The 14,836-nt window shown below is 68.1% G+C and carries 15 protein-coding genes and 2 pseudogenes; 7 read left to right on the top strand and 10 right to left on the bottom strand.

The features are described from left to right. Positions 1-8: 8 nt before the first annotated feature. Entirely contained in the window at positions 9-1,229 is a 1,221-nt protein-coding gene (locus OG552_RS30440) for an IS110 family transposase (RefSeq protein ID WP_329138340.1), read from the top strand. A gap of 246 nt (positions 1,230-1,475) precedes the next feature. Here the strand turns inward: OG552_RS30440 and OG552_RS30435 are convergent, their stop codons facing one another. From OG552_RS30435 to OG552_RS30425, 3 genes and pseudogenes are all read right to left on the bottom strand, one after another. After that, positions 1,476-3,131, bottom strand: a complete 1,656-nt coding sequence (locus OG552_RS30435; protein ID WP_329138338.1) for a hypothetical protein — start codon at positions 3,129-3,131, stop codon at positions 1,476-1,478. A 34-nt stretch (positions 3,132-3,165) separates the two neighbouring features. Continuing rightward, on the bottom strand, positions 3,166-3,822 hold the full coding sequence (locus tag OG552_RS30430) for a hypothetical protein (protein WP_329138336.1): 657 nt from the start codon (positions 3,820-3,822) through the stop codon (positions 3,166-3,168). A 29-nt stretch (positions 3,823-3,851) separates the two neighbouring features. After that, a pseudogene (locus tag OG552_RS30425) lies at positions 3,852-4,085 on the bottom strand (helix-turn-helix domain-containing protein); the annotation flags it as partial. Positions 4,086-4,202: 117 nt separating this feature from the next. Here OG552_RS30425 and OG552_RS30420 point away from each other — a divergent pair. Further along, a pseudogene (locus tag OG552_RS30420) lies at positions 4,203-5,243 on the top strand (tyrosine-type recombinase/integrase); the annotation flags it as partial. Positions 5,244-5,396: 153 nt separating this feature from the next. Here OG552_RS30420 and OG552_RS30415 read toward each other — a convergent pair. The 3 genes from OG552_RS30415 to OG552_RS30405 form a co-directional block, all read right to left on the bottom strand. After that, positions 5,397-5,726, bottom strand: a complete 330-nt coding sequence (locus OG552_RS30415; RefSeq protein ID WP_329138334.1) for a hypothetical protein — start codon at positions 5,724-5,726, stop codon at positions 5,397-5,399. Between the two features lie 637 nt (positions 5,727-6,363). After that, complete coding sequence (locus OG552_RS30410) at positions 6,364-6,834, bottom strand: NUDIX domain-containing protein (protein ID WP_329138332.1); 471 nt, start codon at positions 6,832-6,834, stop codon at positions 6,364-6,366. Between the two features lie 2 nt (positions 6,835-6,836). Beyond that, complete coding sequence (locus OG552_RS30405; protein WP_329138329.1) at positions 6,837-7,556, bottom strand: XRE family transcriptional regulator; 720 nt, start codon at positions 7,554-7,556, stop codon at positions 6,837-6,839. Between the two features lie 282 nt (positions 7,557-7,838). On the opposite strand from OG552_RS30405, the gene OG552_RS30400 reads away from it, so the two are divergent. Together OG552_RS30400 and OG552_RS30395 are read left to right on the top strand one after the other, a co-directional pair. Then, entirely contained in the window at positions 7,839-8,081 is a 243-nt protein-coding gene (locus OG552_RS30400) for a hypothetical protein (protein ID WP_443071214.1), read from the top strand. Then, on the top strand, positions 8,069-8,314 hold the full coding sequence (locus tag OG552_RS30395; RefSeq protein WP_329138327.1) for a DUF7848 domain-containing protein: 246 nt from the start codon (positions 8,069-8,071) through the stop codon (positions 8,312-8,314). The genes OG552_RS30400 and OG552_RS30395 overlap by 13 nt, the downstream gene beginning before the upstream one ends. A 748-nt stretch (positions 8,315-9,062) precedes the next feature. Here the strand turns inward: OG552_RS30395 and OG552_RS30390 are convergent. From OG552_RS30390 to OG552_RS30380, 3 genes are all read right to left on the bottom strand, one after another. Continuing rightward, positions 9,063-9,569 (bottom strand): hypothetical protein, encoded by a 507-nt coding sequence (locus OG552_RS30390; protein WP_329138326.1) that lies wholly within the window; start codon positions 9,567-9,569, stop codon positions 9,063-9,065. After that, entirely contained in the window at positions 9,566-9,829 is a 264-nt protein-coding gene (locus OG552_RS30385) for a hypothetical protein (RefSeq protein WP_329138324.1), read from the bottom strand. Before OG552_RS30385 ends, OG552_RS30390 begins: the two co-directional genes overlap by 4 nt. A 722-nt stretch (positions 9,830-10,551) precedes the next feature. Then, positions 10,552-10,941 (bottom strand): GntR family transcriptional regulator, encoded by a 390-nt coding sequence (locus tag OG552_RS30380; RefSeq protein WP_329141285.1) that lies wholly within the window; start codon positions 10,939-10,941, stop codon positions 10,552-10,554. A gap of 367 nt (positions 10,942-11,308) precedes the next feature. Between OG552_RS30380 and OG552_RS30375 the strand changes: the two genes are divergently transcribed. Genes OG552_RS30375 through OG552_RS30365 form a run of 3 tightly spaced genes read left to right on the top strand, consistent with a single transcriptional unit; the run spans position 11,309 to position 14,438 of the window. Further along, positions 11,309-12,946, top strand: coding sequence for a replication initiator (locus OG552_RS30375; protein WP_329138322.1), 1,638 nt, complete (start codon positions 11,309-11,311; stop codon positions 12,944-12,946). After that, a complete protein-coding gene (locus OG552_RS30370; RefSeq protein WP_329138321.1) occupies positions 12,943-13,131 on the top strand; it encodes a helix-turn-helix domain-containing protein in 189 nt (62 codons plus the stop codon). Before OG552_RS30375 ends, OG552_RS30370 begins: the two co-directional genes overlap by 4 nt. Beyond that, positions 13,131-14,438 carry a tyrosine-type recombinase/integrase gene (locus tag OG552_RS30365; protein WP_329138319.1) on the top strand — a complete coding sequence of 436 codons (1,308 nt, stop codon included), beginning with the start codon at positions 13,131-13,133 and terminating at the stop codon, positions 14,436-14,438. The genes OG552_RS30370 and OG552_RS30365 overlap by 1 nt, the downstream gene beginning before the upstream one ends. Before the next feature lie 97 nt (positions 14,439-14,535). Here OG552_RS30365 and OG552_RS30360 read toward each other — a convergent pair whose 3' ends face one another. Then, the gene (locus OG552_RS30360) at positions 14,536-14,835 is read right to left on the bottom strand and encodes an immunity protein TriTu family protein (protein ID WP_329138317.1); all 300 of its coding nucleotides are present in this window, start codon (positions 14,833-14,835) and stop codon (positions 14,536-14,538) included. Between the last annotated feature and the right edge of the window lies 1 nt (position 14,836).

Here is a 14,836-nt window from a genome sequence, read left to right as displayed (position 1 = left end):
CTGCTTTCGTGTTCATCGGATGGGACTGGGCTACCGAAACCCATGACGTGACGGTCATGGACGACACCGGAAAACGCGTCGACCGATGGGAGTTCGCCCACACCGAGGAGGGGTTCGCCAAGACCCTGGCCAGGCTGGCCAAACACGGTGCCCCCGCCGATCCGCCAGTGGCGATCGAGACCACACGAGGCCTCGCGGTCGACCGGCTGCTGGCCGCCGGCCACCCGATCGTGCCGGTGCACCCGAACGCCTTCCACGCCATGCGAGCCCGCTGGGGCGCCTCCAAGGCCAAGACCGACGCCGGCGACAGCATGAAGCTCGCCGACTACCTGCGCACCGATGGCCACCTGCTGCCCCGGCTGGAGCCCACCGAGCGGGCAACCCTGGATCTCCAGGCACTCACCCGGACCCGCGCTGATCACGTCGAGGCCAAGGTCGCTGCCGTCAACCAGCTCGCTGCGCTGCTCGATGAGCACTGGCCCGGTGGCAAGGCCGTCTTCGCGAACCTCGACAGCGACGTCGCCATGGCCTTCCTGGAGCGATACCCGACCCCGGCCTGCGCCGCCAAGCTCACCGCCGGACGCCTCGAAGCCTGGTGCAAGCGCCGCGGCTACTCCGGCAAGAAGCCCGGCAGCGTCCTCATCGAGCGCCTGCGCTCCGCCCCGAAGACGGCCTCCCGCCTCGGGGAGGCGGTCGTCGAAGAACTCGTCCGCGTCCAAGTCCAGCTGGTGCAGGGCACCCGTGCGACCATCCGCACCCTGGACAAGGCCATCGCTGAGGCCGTCGAAACCCACCCCTACGCGCCGCTGTTGGCGACGATGCCACGCATCGGGAAGATCAACCTCGGCCAGATCATCGCAGAGGTCGGCCCGCTCCTGGAGCGGGCCCAGTCCTGCGAACAGCTCATCGTGGAAACCGGAGTTGTCCCCATCACCCGCGCCTCCGGCAAGTCCCGCGCCGTCGCCTTCCGCTTCGCAACCAACCGAAGGGCCCGCCTGGCTCTGACCCAGTTCGCCGACAACAGTCGCCACGGGCGCGATTGGGCGGCGAAGATCTACAACGATGCCCGAGGCCGTCAGAAGCGGCACCCCCACGCGACCTGGATCCTTGCCCGCGCCTGGCTGCGAGTGATGTGGGCCTGCTGGCGCGATGGCTCCTGCTACGACCCAGCCATCCACGAGGCGAACAACAAGATCAAACCTGCCGCCAACACGCTCTCGGCGGCATAGAGGTTGACTCAGGAAACTCATTGAGGTTCTCCACTCAGCCAGTGATCGCTGGGTCCACGATGCCTCACCAGCCGACCGACGCGTGGGTGAAGCCGCAGAGCGGGGGCGAAGTCCGAAGCCAACCGCGCAGGCGGCCCTCGGGCGGCAGCAGCCGGACGACGACCCGCCGTGTTCGGCCGCGTCCGCGGGGAGCCACCAGTCAGCCAGCCCCGCGCCACGAAAGCGTCGCGGGGCGGAGGGCACCTGCTACTGCGGCTTGTCGAGGTAGTCCCGGGCTGAATTCAGCGTCCCGGCGACGTAGCCGTCGTGCGGCAAGTCCAGCCCCACGTACTGGCCCTCCTCGTCCAGGCTGCCGTCCGGCTGGTAGAGGCGCACGATCGGCGTGGGAAGCTCATTGGGATCCAGCGGCGGATCCCACCCGACGACCCGGCCCAGGTAGGACCGGTCATCGTCCCGGGCCGCGTAGTACAGCAGGTAGTGCGCCGGGTCCACGTGGAAGGGTGCGGCGCGGTGCTGTCCCGGCCCGCCGGTCTGCGGATGCGGCCACTCCCCGGTAGTGGATGCCGCCCGCCACGCCTGTTCGACGTCATCGGCGGTCCGGCCGATCCACCACCGCTCGGTCACCTCACCCAGCGACACGTACTCGGGCTCGCCCTCCGCCCCGCCGGCGCCGACGAAACGCACGACTGGCTCGACGGCAGAGGTACTGATGGGATGTAGGTACCGGTAGAAGGCCACGACGCGCCCCACCCGCAGGTGGCCGCCCCTGTCCTCGCCGTAGAAGAAGCGGCCGTGCCGGTAGTAGGTGTCGGTGATGTCCTCGTAGACCGGCCAGTGCTCGAAACGGGGATTCCGGTAGTGCATCGTGATCTCCCTGTGGTCGCCGCAAAACACCACAGGGTACTGCCCGGAGGCACAACTACCCTCATTGCGCCGGGAGTTCGCCGCTACCCCCGGCCGCGCGGGCTCACGGACGCGGGTTGCACCCGTCGCACGCGGTGGTGTCGTCGCAGGAGAGCAGGACGCGCGCCACCCTCGGATCCGGCAGGGCGTGGGTAGCCGCAGCGCCTTCGCGCCGACCGCCCGGCAGTTGGCCACGTGCAGCACCATTCGGAGCTGTTCGCCGGCCCCCGAGGGCACGGGCTCAAGGACGTACTCGGGCTCAGCCGGCGGCCGGCGCCCACGGCACCGCGCCGGAGTTCTCCCCGTCCACTCGGGTGACCGCTTCCGCAGGGATCCGGACGGTGGCCTGCCCCCACCACCGGCCGTGGACTCCCTGCCGCATGCCGTGCAGCCGGCCGGGTACTGGATCCCGCCAGGGAGGGCGGACCCGCTATCCGCACGAAAGCCGACCCGCGGGCTACTGCGGTCAGGGGTTGCGGAAGCCTCGCCCGGCGCGCGGGCAGAGTCGGTATCGAACGCGGTGAACCAGTCCGCAGGAGCGAGATTGACCATGCCCAGCGCCTGATTGGCCTCGTTGCCGCTGTCCTCGATGCCGTCCAGGCTCTGGTCGAACAGCATGAGCACGTCACCGTCCTGGAACAGCTCCTCGGAGGCGGCTTCCCAGTCGAAATCGCGCCGGTCCTCGGGCAGACCGGCCACGGTTTCGGCGACCAGCCGGGGCCGGTTGCGGGTCAGCGCCTGGACACGGGCGATGTCCAAGTGCAGCGCCATCTCTTCCCCGGTACAACGCGGCACGACCTCGGACCCGCCGGTGAGGTCGGCCGCCAGGTCGTCGAAGGCACGGGCCATCTGCCGCCGCCAGGGTCCGTCCTGGTTCAGGGTCACCCGCGGCAGGGAGCCGAACACCCCGGCCGCACCAGGGTCCAGCGGCTGTCCGCCCAGCGCCGCCACCTCCCGCCACGCCTCGTTCGACAGGTCCTCCAGCGCGCGGCGCAGCACCGCTGCTGTCCGGGCCGTGAGCACCGGGTAGTCCTCATCGTCTTCCGGATCGCGGCCGGGGCCCTCGTCGTTCTCGTCCCAGAAGTCGGCGCCTGCATCGGAGATGCGCGCGCAGGCGCTCGCGTACCTGCTCCGCTGCCTCTTCCGGGGCGGCCATGGAGGTGTCGATGATCTGCAGCTCGTCGGAGAAGTATGCGGCGCTGAGCAGTTCGGCCGCCTGCGCCAGCACCTCCTGGCAGCGTGTCACGTCCGGTTCGTCGGCGCGGGGGAAGACCACGGCGTAGTAGTTGTCCGCCAGCCGGTCGATGATGCTGGCGACCACGCCGGCCACCAGCATCGGATCATCCCAGGGTTCGGCCGGCTCAACCAGCTCCACCACCAGAATGCTGCTGGCCATCTCCACGAAATTCTCGAACGCGGCGCTGAACGACCCGTCGGGGTTCAGTAGCTGCCCGGCCGCCACTTCCGGGAACGCCTGCTCATCGGACAGCCGCTCGCGCAGGTTGCCGCTCTTCCAGTACAGGCCGCGGGTCGCCCGAAGAGTCCCCACAGGCCGGCCGCCGGCCGAGAGCCGGACCTGCCAGGTCTGCACGCCCCGCTCGGCCGGATCCAGGAACTGGTGGACGTGGGTGAACTCCGGCATCAACTGCGTCGGGTCGGCCTGCGCGGCGGCGGCTTGCTGGTCGTTCATCGGCGCCTACAACTTCCTGCACACGGGGACCGGAGACCGATCAGCCTAGGTGTAGTGCCCTGTGAGGTTGGGGACGCGGGTGGCGGGTGGTTGGCCATCCCCGCCCGGCCGTGCCGGCGGTAGCGGCTCGCCCACCGGTGGGCGGTGGTGGGCGAGACCTGGAAACGCTCGGCAGCACGCCGCAGCGGCCAGCCGTCGTCCACGACGCAGCGCGCCAGACGCAGACGGCCGGTCTCGGTCAGAGGTGCATTACGGTGTGGCATGAGGGCCTTTCGAGCCGGTCGGACGTCGCAATCCACACCGAACCCGGAAGGCCCTCACCCATTCAAGATCCCCAGACAGTGATCATCACCACTGTCCACAACCTCCCAAGACAGAACAACTACCTCACCTACTGGCTCGGCAGCGTCGCCGTCCACCGGCTCCGCGAGAACACCCACACCCGCTACGCCGCCTGCGTCCGCCTCCACCTCATCCCCGGCCTCGGCCTCGGCCTCGGCACCAAGAAGATCGCCCGCCTCACGGCCAAGGACGTCCGCACCTTCCTCGACCGGCTCCGCACAGCCTGCCAGTGCTGCACCCAGGGCCTGGACACCAAACGGAAGAGCTGCTGCGCCATCGGCGAGTGCTGCCAGAAGCAGCTGTCCGCTCTGACCGTGGCCTACGTGCACTCAGTGCTCAAATCGGCACTGGAACACGCCGTCCGCGAAGACGAACTGCGCCGAAACGTCGCCCGAAACGTCAAGACCACCACGCACCGGCCCAGGCGCTTCCGTCCGCTCACTGCGGCGGAGACCCGCCAGTTCCTCGACACGGCCCGCGCCGACCGGCTCCACGCGCTGTACGAGCTCGCCCTGCGCACCGGCCTCCGCAAAGGCGAACTCCTCGGCCTCCGCTGGGAAGATCTCGACCTCACCACCGGAACAGCCAGCATCCGGCGCTCACTCCAGCGCACCCGCACCGGCGGACTCACCCATCTCCCCACCAAAACCCGGGCGTCTGAGCGCCGTGTCGCGCTCCCGGCTGAATGCACCCACTCCCTCGGGAAGCACCAGGAACGATAGGACAAGGAGCGAGAGACAGCAGGACCGGACTGGAGCGACAGCGGCCTCGCCTTCACCACGCCCACCGGACGGCCTCTCGACCCTGCCAACCTCACCCGCCGCTTCCGCACTTTCCTCAACCGGGCCGGACTCCGACGCATCCACTCCCACGACCTCCGCCACTCGACCGCGACCCTGCTCCTGGAACAAGGCGTCGACCTCGTCGTGATCAAGGAACTCCTCGGCCACGCCCACATCGGCGTCACCGCCGGCGTCTATGCCCACGTACGACTCCGACTCCAACGCCAAGCCATCAACAACCTCGCCGACGCCCTCACCAAGGACACCACCCCGGACAGCACTGACCCCACGCAATAGCAGAGCTCGCTCGCCGGGACGCCGACGGCCCCGCGAGGTACCTCGCGGGGCCGTCGGCGTCCGGCTGCGTTGCCGTCAGCATTGCCGTCAAACGCTCCTGAAGCCCCACCCGAACACCTCGCGTGGGATCTCAGGAAGGCCACCGGGGTGGTTCTACTCAACGAACTCCGGGGAGAGCCAGAACGAGATCAATTCCGTACCGTTCAGGCCAAGACGAACGTCATCGGCGATCTCTACCAGCTTCTCAGGAATCCGCTGATCCCGTACGACTCGAACCAATCCCGAACTCTCATCAAACAGAACATGCCAGTTTGATCGAGCGATCGCTACGGAGATACCCGCCTCAAGCGGAGGGTCGTCCAGTTCCACTGTCACGCTGCCACTCGCGGAGATTGGCAGTTTCAGTTCCGCCCGCTGCCACGATTCCTTCGGCAAGTAACCCCACACATAGAGGGCACGACCGCTATCCACCGCAACCTCCAATTGAAGAGTGTCAGCGACGAGACTCGTTCGGCCCCCGCCACCTTCTAGCCGAGCCAGGTCATCAAGGCTCCGCGGCTGGAAGGTGAACCCTCGATCCGACTCAGAGTAGCGAAGCGTGCCCGCCAGTGGGTTCGCTGTTTCAGTGCTAAATTGGTGCGCCATTTCTACCTGACGAAGTTGAAGTGGAGGATTGTGTTGGTGTTGGTGTCGACAACCAATTCCCAGGTGCCGGATTTTCCATTCATGGCACCTGGAGTGTCCCACCTAACTGCCCCGGCAGCCTCTCGCGGGTCCAGCTTCGGCGCGCTTCCTTCCATGATTTCGCGGACGACCTGTGTGGAACGCATGTACGGCCGCGTCACTCTGCTGCCCTTGGTGACGTCATCGAAGTGATTCGCCACCGTCCGAGTCATCTTCAGATCATCTGCATTGATCTTAGATGCCAGCGCAGCTGGGTCACACGGCCCAGAATTGTGGACCAGTACCGGCGTGGCCCCCGCCAGTACATAGTACGTGTGCTACGCGGTGCCCCTCGACCTGCTTTTTCGCAGGTCAAGCGAGGTTTGTTGGTCCGGTGAGGTGCGTGGGTGTCCGTGGTTGTGCGGGGTTGTTGCCGTCGCTACTGCCGTCAGACGGTTCAGCCCAGGTACGGCTTCTCGCGCTGTTCCAGGAAGTGCTGGAGCCTGAGTCGTTGGGTGTGGTGCATCGGCAAGTGCTCGATCTCGTCCGGCGGCACGAACCGGAGTTCGGTGGACTCGTCGGAGATTGCCAGTTGGCCGCCGGTGATGCGGGCGGTGAAGCAGACGTTGAACTGGCGGCGGACCTCGCCGTCGGTGTAGGCGATGATGTGTTTCGGGTCGGTGTAGGTGCCGACCAGGCCGGTGATCTCGACGTCGAGGCCGGTCTCTTCTTTGACTTCGCGGACGGCCGTGCCTGGCAGGGAGTCGGTGAGGTCCATTCCGCCTCCGGGCAGGGCCCACAGGTCGTTGTCGCGGCGGCGCTGGAGGAGGATGCGCCCGTGGTCGTCGGTGACGACGGCGGACGCGGCGACGACCATGCTGTTCGGCTTGGGCGCGTTCGGCTCGTCGTAGTACTCGGTGCGGGCCACGGTCAGCCTTCCTCTCGTACGGGGGTTGCCGTCGTCCACACCGCGTCGAAGCTCTCGGCGTAGGTGTCGAACATGCCGCTCTCCTCGTTTCGGCGAAGATGCCATACGGGGGCGGCGTACGCGTTGACGCCCCAGACATGGGCGTTGACGAGTTGCTGGTCGTCGGCGCGGTAGAGGGAGTTGTAGAGCGTGGTTGCGTGGGTGCGGACTTCGATGCCGGGGGTGCCGGCGAGCGGCCTGTAGTGCATGAGCGCGAGGCGGCAGCGGGATTCGATGCCGTGGCCGAACCGCTCCTCCTGGCCGCGGGCTTGGACGTTGTCGCTGTCGGGGTTCCCGATTGCGATGCGGACGGTGCAGCCTTCGGCGGCGCGTTCGGTGAGGAGTTCGTTCAGCCGCGGGTACGCCTCGTGGAGGAAGACGGCCGCGTAGACGAGGATGTCGATCCGTTCCCGGGCCTGGGCCATCAGGTCGGTGAACGTCGAGACGGGGATGTCGGCCCGCTGCTCGTAGAGCGCCACCAGTTCGGGGCTGATGGCGCGGGCGGGGCGGGCCTGGCGGAGCGCCGGCCAGAGTGCGTGCACGTCTTCTCCCAGGGCCTTGGCCGCCTGGAGGGCGGTGGCACGACGTGGGACGCGCCCGAGGTTCACCCAGCGCTCGACCGACTTGGGGTCGACCTCGACCTGCTGGGCGAGGGTCGCGTACGTCCAGCCTTCCGCTGCCATGACGGCTCGTAGTCTCTCGTTCGGCACGAATCTCCCCCTTCGTCGCAGGACGGCACCAGGGACGTTCTACACGGTGCGGGACGTCCCGAAGTGGGGTTTGGTGGAGGTTCCTTCGTCCCGGTGACCGGCGTGAGGATCGGTGTCGACCCTGCGGCGCCAACAGGCCCAGGGGCACGCATCAACTCCGCTGAGGAGCGTCACCGTGCGAAAGAGCGCCACCCCATGGGTTCCCGCCCTGCGACTGGACGCCCGGTCGCGGACCGTCTCGCCGGGGTGGTCACGATGACGGCCCGCAACCCTGAGGCTGACGGGCACACCGTCTCGCCCGATGCCGGCGCCCTGGTGGTCGACCGGCGGAGCGGCAAGGTGGGCGTGGTGATGGGGCATGTGGGGCCGTACGTGCAGCTTCGGCCGCCGCGCGGTGGCCGGGAGTGGGACGTGCCGCCCGAGGACGTACGTACGCCGACTCCGACGGAGGAGCTGAGCGCGAAGGTGGCCGTGGCCAACCGGAGGTGGGGCCGGTGACCCCTCGCTCGGTCCTGCGCTACGAGACCTGGACGCTCCAGCCCGACCGCGAGCCGGACGCGGAGCCGGTCCTGTACGCGATGCAGTGCGCCGTGGACGGAGAGACCTCACCGACGAGCGAGGACTTCGCCGAACCGCAGGACTGGGTGCTGCGGCACTGCGGTCAGAACCCGTCCCACCACACCTACCGGGAGATCATCACCCGCCCCTGGCGGACCTGGCGCCAGACGTGACCTACCTCGCTCGCCCAGGCGCCGCAACCGCACCGCGCTGACCCACCCGACTCCCGTCCCTGCCGGGCGCAGCCGATCAAGACTCCCCCGCACTCGTCAGCCCCGGCAGGGACGGGCCCTCACGTGCGTGCCATGGCTGTGGGGGTTCTGGCCTCTGCCACAGAAAGTCGGCCACGACGGCGGGCGCGCCGACCGACCACCCACCACGTGTGTCTCGCTCAACCCCGCACCGGCATCAGCCCAGTTATCTCCATCGTCACGGCCCCCAGCCAGGCAGCAAGCATGGGCGTCCGGGACGGCGCGAGCCCACCGGGCCCTTCTCAGGTGCCCGCCCGGCCTGCTGAGCGATCGGACGAGGGGGCTTCCGGCTGGGATCCGGCCTACGCCCCTGGGCTCTGCGCGCCGAGTGGTCGGCGGCCGTCGCCAGCGGGGCGGCAGACAGGAGCGGGCGGCGGTCACCGACCGCCGGCGCGCGGCGGCCCGCGTCAGCGGGACGCCCTTGAACCAGTAAAGAAACTCTGAACAACTCGCTTCGCTGCCCCAAACCATGGGAGCCTTGGCCACGCCATCCGCCAGGGGCAGACGACACGACAACCCCCACGACCCGTAGCGTCGAGGTCCTGTCCGCTGACGTTGCCGTCAGTTACTGCCGTCACGGGCGGCAGACGCTCCGCTGCAAATCATTTCAGAGCACCTGCCGCCAAGTCACGTTTATCGGCTATTCGCCACGTACGGAATATGGATTATTTCAATTTCCCCCACTTGAGTCAATTACAGCCATGGCTTCGTAATTGAATCGCTCCAGATTCGCGTAGGATTCCGGAAATCCTCCGCGTCTGGTCGCGAACTTCACAGTGGCGCCGTGCGTGAGATAGTCGTCATCCACCCCGACGGATACGATCGCTACGAGCAATTCGGACGCCTGCAATCCCCAGGCAACCTTCAGTGCAGCACCTGCGAATGCACGCGCGCGCGCGACCGCAGCACGAAGAAAAAGATCGCGTCCCTTCGGGAGGTCGTCACAGGAGATGCTTACGTCATTCACTTCAAGCTCGTGCTGGGCAATCTCTTCCGCTCGCCAGTCGCTACGCCATCCTGCCCCGTCACCGTAGCAGCCCACGAGCAGCAGGGATCCGGCCGGGCCGGTTCGCCATCCACTTTCTACCAGATCCTGCAATTCACCAGGCAGAATTTCCGGGTCGCCCATCTCGGAGATTGGCCGCCACAGCGGTAGCATCAAGGAATTCTTGCTCATGGGGCATCCATTCCGAAAAACTTGTATGCCTTGTCGATCGCACTCTGTGGAACCTTTTTGGCCACCCGCGATGGAAGGAAGTCACCGGACTCCGTCTGCCATTTTCCACTCGCGGGGTCAAAGTAATACTTCGCCGGATCTGCGCCGCGACCCATAAATTGCAGATGGATACCTGCGCCCGGCTTTCCGCGGTTCTGATTTTCGATGTCGACCCGGAATGAGCGGTCGTTGGCGGTGTAAACAGTTTTACTGTTGATCACTGGCGCATCCGCAGCGGTGGTTATGGAACAGGTTCCAGGCGGCGTGTTGTGAACCAAAACCGGCGTGTCACCTGCGAGTACATAGTACGTGTGGCACGTGCGCCCGCTCTACCTGCGTTTTCGCAGGTCAAGCGATATTCAGCGGTTCGCCGAAGTGCGGGTTCGGCCGTGGTTGTCCGTGGTTGTTGCCGTCACTACTGCCGTCAAGGGTCTAGACCAATCGGGCAGGCCGGTCGCCTCTCGGCGGCTCGGCGGTCGATTGCCGGGGCGGCCCTCGGTCGGCGTGCGGCGAGGCTCGTACGTCGGCCAGCCCTGTAGCGCGGAGGCAGGGCGGGGGGGGGTGGTCGACGGCAGGCGGTCGGGAACTTCGCTCCCCGCCGGAGGCGTCGCCGGCCACCGCCCTCGGTGCGCCCAGCGACGGACATGAAGGGCCGGCCCCCTGGCTGGCCCTGTGCCTGCGATCCGGCCGAAGGACGGTCGTAGGCGACAACTTGCTCCGCCAGGAGCAAGGAGTCCTTACGCCACCACTTGCTGCCCGAGGGCATCGGTCGGGCCCACCCCCTCGGCGCGGGCCCGGTCTCCGCCGACACCCGCCGCAGGCATCCGCGGCCTGCCTGACGACGGGTCGGTCGGCGACGCTCGGCCACCTCCGGCGGCGGGGCCCGCCTTGAACCTCGTAGAGAAAATCTGAACGCACACCCCGGACCGCCCAGGTCGGCGGGTCAGCGGCCCTGCTTGCCGCCACCCGCTTCCAGGGCCGCAACACGGGTGCGAAGGCCGGCAAGCTCCTCGACGGCGTCGGCCAGCGCCTGCTCCAGCGCCTCGACGCGAGCAGCAGTCGCCCCAACGGGTGCGGACTCCCCGTCCGGGCTGCCGGGGGCTTCGCCGTCGTCGGCGTCGTCGTGGTGGGCGACAAACGCGCCCTTGCCGGGCCGGGAGACCGCCCAGCCTTCCTGCTTCAGCATGACCATGGCCTTCTGCACGGTCAGGCTCGACGCCCCGAACTCCCGCATCAACGCAGCCTGCGTCGGCAGTGCCTCCCCCGGCTTCAGCCCGCCGGAGCGGATCTGCTCCCGCAGGGTCTCGGCGATGACCTCGAACGTCAACGGCACTCCGCCGCCCGCCGGCCTACGCCCCCGACGCGTCGTCATCACGCCTGCCACCCCTGCTTTCCGCGCCCACTACCAGCACATTCCGGTCCGACCAAACCGCACAACCGCCGCCACACTACCCGCGTCCCGCCACCCACAGAAAGGAATGAGGAGGGATGCACTTGAATGCGTCCGTGAACCGATGTTAACTTCACGCACCCGCCGGTGATCACCACCGCGCCCCCGCCGACCAGGTACCGCCTGCCCCGGCCACCGCGCCCAACTACGAGGCGCCCCCGTCCCTTGTGAGCCGACCACTTCGGCCTACCTGCGCACCCCGCTGCGGCCCCGCCCCACGCTCCGCCTCCAGCCGAAAGGCCATTCCCGCATGCCCGCACAGCTCCAACTCCCGGACTCCGCAACCACTCCCACTCCCACGTGCCCGTCGTCGGCGTTCACCACAACGACCGGCCCGGCGGATGTCGCTGCCTCGGCGTCGGCCGGCCGATCGGCCCTGGAACGCCGCGCCAGGCTCACCGCCAAGCTGGCCAAACTCGCCGCCACCGGCCACCTCGCACCCCTGGCACGACAGATCACCACCCTCGGCGGCTGCGCCCGCCCGATCCGCCTCACGGGGCACCGCGCCAGCGTCGACAGCGCGACGGGCGAGGTCCTCGACCACCTCGACTCCCGTCAACTCCCAGCCGGTGAGCTGCTGGTCCGCTGCGGCAACCGCCGCGTCACCCGCTGCCCCGCCTGCTCCACCGTCTACCGCTACGACACCTACCAGCTCATAGCCGCCGGACTCCGCGGCGGCAAGACCGTCCCCACCAGCGTGGCAGCGCACCCGCGCGTGTTCGCCACCCTGACCGCACCCGGCTTCGGACCCGTCCACAACCGGCCTGACACCGGCCGCTGCAACTGCGGCCGCATCCACCTGGATGACGACCCGTTCCTCGGGACGCCACTCGACCCTGAGCGCTATGACTACGCGGGCGCGGTGCTCTGGAACGCGCACGCCCCCGCCCTGTGGGCCCGCTTCACCACCCACCTGCGACGCGAGATCGCCAAGGCGGCAGGGCTGACGCAGCGGGCATTGCGCGAGCACGCGACGCTGTCCTACGCGAAGGTCGCCGAGTACCAGAAGCGCGGCCAAGTCCACTTCCACGCCGTCATCCGCCTCGACGGACCAACCGGACCCGCAAGCGAACCGCCGGCCTGGGCGACCACCGGGCTCCTCGACCACGCCGTCCGCGCCGCCGCCACACGCACTCGCGTCCGGCACGCAGGGCAGCCGCCCCAGCCCGTCGAGAACGCGCCCGGCTCTCGGGAAATCGGTCGGGCCGGGCGGTCAGTGTTCCGGTTTGGTCGGCAGATCGACGTCCGCGCGATCCGCGGCACGGACTTCACCGGCGACGGCCCGGTCACCGAGCGGCACGTGGCCGCCTACATCGCCAAGTACGCCACCAAGGGTGCCGAGACCACCACCGGAACCCTCGACCGCCGCCTGCGGCTCCTGGCCGAACTCGCCACCCACGACATCACCGACCACGCCCGCCGCATGATCCACACCGCCTGGCGCCTCGGCGCCCAGGACCAGCATGTTCACCTCCGCCTGCGGCAGTGGGCCCACATGCTCGGCTTTCGAGGCCACTTTTCCACCCGCACCCGCCGATACTCCACCACCCTGGCGCACCTCCGCGCCGAACGGGCCGCCTGGCAAACTGACCGGCTTGGCCACGCGGGCGACGACCGGGCCGGTCACTCCACTGGCCTGACCTCCGGTCACCGCCAGGTCGCCGGTCAGCACGGCAGCTCGGACACCACGCTGGTCATCTCGCACTGGCACTACGCCGGCACCGGCCTGCTACCCGAACTCGCCCACCTCTCCGAACTCCTCGCGGCGAGGCAACAGACCCGAACCGAGTCCTTGCACCGGCTTCGGCAGCCGGAGTACCCCGGTGACCGCGCCGGTCACTCAGCCGGTCAGCTGACCGGTCCTGTCCGGGCGGGAGCTGTCGCGTGACCACAAGCATCGAACTCCTCACCGTGCCCGAGGTCATGGCCCGGCTCAAGATCGGCCGCTCCGCCGTCTACGACCTCCTGCGCACCCGGGAGCTTCCCTCCCTCACCCTCGGCCGAGCTCGCCGCATCCCCGCCCGCGCCCTGGACCACCTCATCATCACCCGCCTCGAACAGGAAGCCGCCTGATGACCACGCCTCGCGACACCCCCGCCTCACGCCGTGTGCGCGCCAACGGAGACGGCACCGTCTACCAGCGCAAAGACGGACGCTGGGAAGCCGCCGGATACGTCCTCGCCCCCGGCAACACCCGCAAACGCGTCCACGTCTACGGCACCACCCGCAAGGACGCGCTCGCCAAGCTCACCGAGAAGATCGCCACCAGCAACAGGGGCATCCCCGCCCCCTCGGCGCAGGGCAGCGTCGGCGCGTTCCTCACCTACTGGCTGGAGACCGTCGCCGTCCACCGGCTCCGCGAGAACACCCACACCCGCTACACCGCTGTCGTCCGCCTCTACGTCATCCCGGGCCTGGGCAATAAGAAGCTCGCCAAGCTCACCGCAAAGGACGTCCGCACCTGGCTCGACCACCTCCGCACCACCTGCCAGTGCTGCACACGCGGCCTCGACACCGCCCGCGACCAGCCCCAGTGCTGCGCCGTCGGCAAGTGCTGCTCCAAGCGGCTCTCGCCGCTGACCCTGACCTACGTCCACTCCGTCCTCAAGTCCGCCCTGGAACACGCCGTGCGCGAAGAGGAGATCCCCCGAAACGTCGCCCGCAACGTCCGCATGGGTGCCCCACGCCCCCGCCGGTTCGAACCCCTCACCGCCGAGGAGGCCCGCGCGTTCCTCACCGCCACGAACGGCCACCGGCTGAGCGCGCTATTCGAGCTCGCCCTGCGCACCGGACTACGCAAGGGCGAACTCCTCGGCCTGCGCTGGGAAGACCTCGACCTGGCCGGCGCAACAGCCAGCATCCGACGCACCCTCCAGCGCACCAACTCCGGCGGCCTGACCGCCCTCCCGACCAAGACCGAGAGCTCGGAGCGGCGGATCGCACTGCCGACCGAGTGCCTGCGCTCCCTCGAACAGCACCGCGAACGGCAGCGTCAGGAACGTGCGGCGGCGGGGACGGGCTGGAAGGCGAGCGGCTACGTCTTCACCCGGCCCGACGGCTCCCCGATCGAGGGAGCCACCCTCACCCGGCACTTCAACACCCTGCTCCGCCGAGCCGCCCTGCGACGCATCAGGTTCCACGATCTCCGACACTCAGCGGCCACCTTCCTGCTCGAACAAGGCGTCGAACTTGTCGTCATCAAGGAGCTGTTGGGCCATGCCCACATCGGAGTGACCGCGACGGTGTACGCCCACGTCCGACTCCGCCTCCAACGCAATGCCATCGACCTCCTCGGCAACGCCCTCCGCAACCCCACCCAGCCCAGCACCCGGCCCGAAGACAGCGACGAACCACCCGTTTGTGCAGCACCCGTCCGCTGACGTTGCCGTCAACTACTGCCGTCAGACAGCCCAGAGGCCCCACCGGATACGAATCCGGTGAGGCCTCTGGGCTGTCTCTCAAGAATCGATAAATATTCTAAAGAGCTACGTTCGCTACCCAATCAAAAACGGCAGTCAAAGCCGATTCCAATTCGGAGGCGGTCTGAATATCTCGATGCTCCGGGCGAACTTCACCAGTCCCAATTGAAGCGAAACTGATTTCCGCCTCACCCGTCTCCCAGAGAATTATCTCCCCAATCCGTTCCGGCCCTTCCAAAACCCATTGGATGGACTGCTTGACTCGGTCTTCTGGAGATGAATTCACCTCCAGAAGTAGGCCATTCTGGCGAATTACATCAGACTGTGCATCGATCCACTCGCGCGCGTCCTGCAGCATG

This window comes from Streptomyces sp. NBC_01476 (assembly GCF_036227265.1).
Taxonomy (GTDB): Bacteria; Actinomycetota; Actinomycetes; order Streptomycetales; family Streptomycetaceae; genus Actinacidiphila.
This window is presented reverse-complemented; position numbering and strand designations above follow the sequence as displayed.

Bases quoted from the DNA above. Each gene is read 5' to 3' on its own strand.
- OG552_RS30360 (WP_329138317.1), bottom strand. From the start codon at position 14,835: ATGCTGCAGGACGCGCGCGAGTGGATCGATGCACAGTCTGATGTAATT.
- OG552_RS30375 (WP_329138322.1), top strand. From the start codon at position 11,309: ATGCCCGCACAGCTCCAACTCCCGGACTCCGCAACCACTCCCACTCCC.
- OG552_RS30390 (WP_329138326.1), bottom strand. From the start codon at position 9,569: ATGAGCAAGAATTCCTTGATGCTACCGCTGTGGCGGCCAATCTCCGAG.
- OG552_RS30365 (WP_329138319.1), top strand. From the start codon at position 13,131: ATGACCACGCCTCGCGACACCCCCGCCTCACGCCGTGTGCGCGCCAAC.
- OG552_RS30400 (WP_443071214.1), top strand. From the start codon at position 7,839: ATGACGGCCCGCAACCCTGAGGCTGACGGGCACACCGTCTCGCCCGAT.
- OG552_RS30405 (WP_329138329.1), bottom strand. From the start codon at position 7,556: ATGGCAGCGGAAGGCTGGACGTACGCGACCCTCGCCCAGCAGGTCGAG.
- OG552_RS30430 (WP_329138336.1), bottom strand. From the start codon at position 3,822: ATGAACGACCAGCAAGCCGCCGCCGCGCAGGCCGACCCGACGCAGTTG.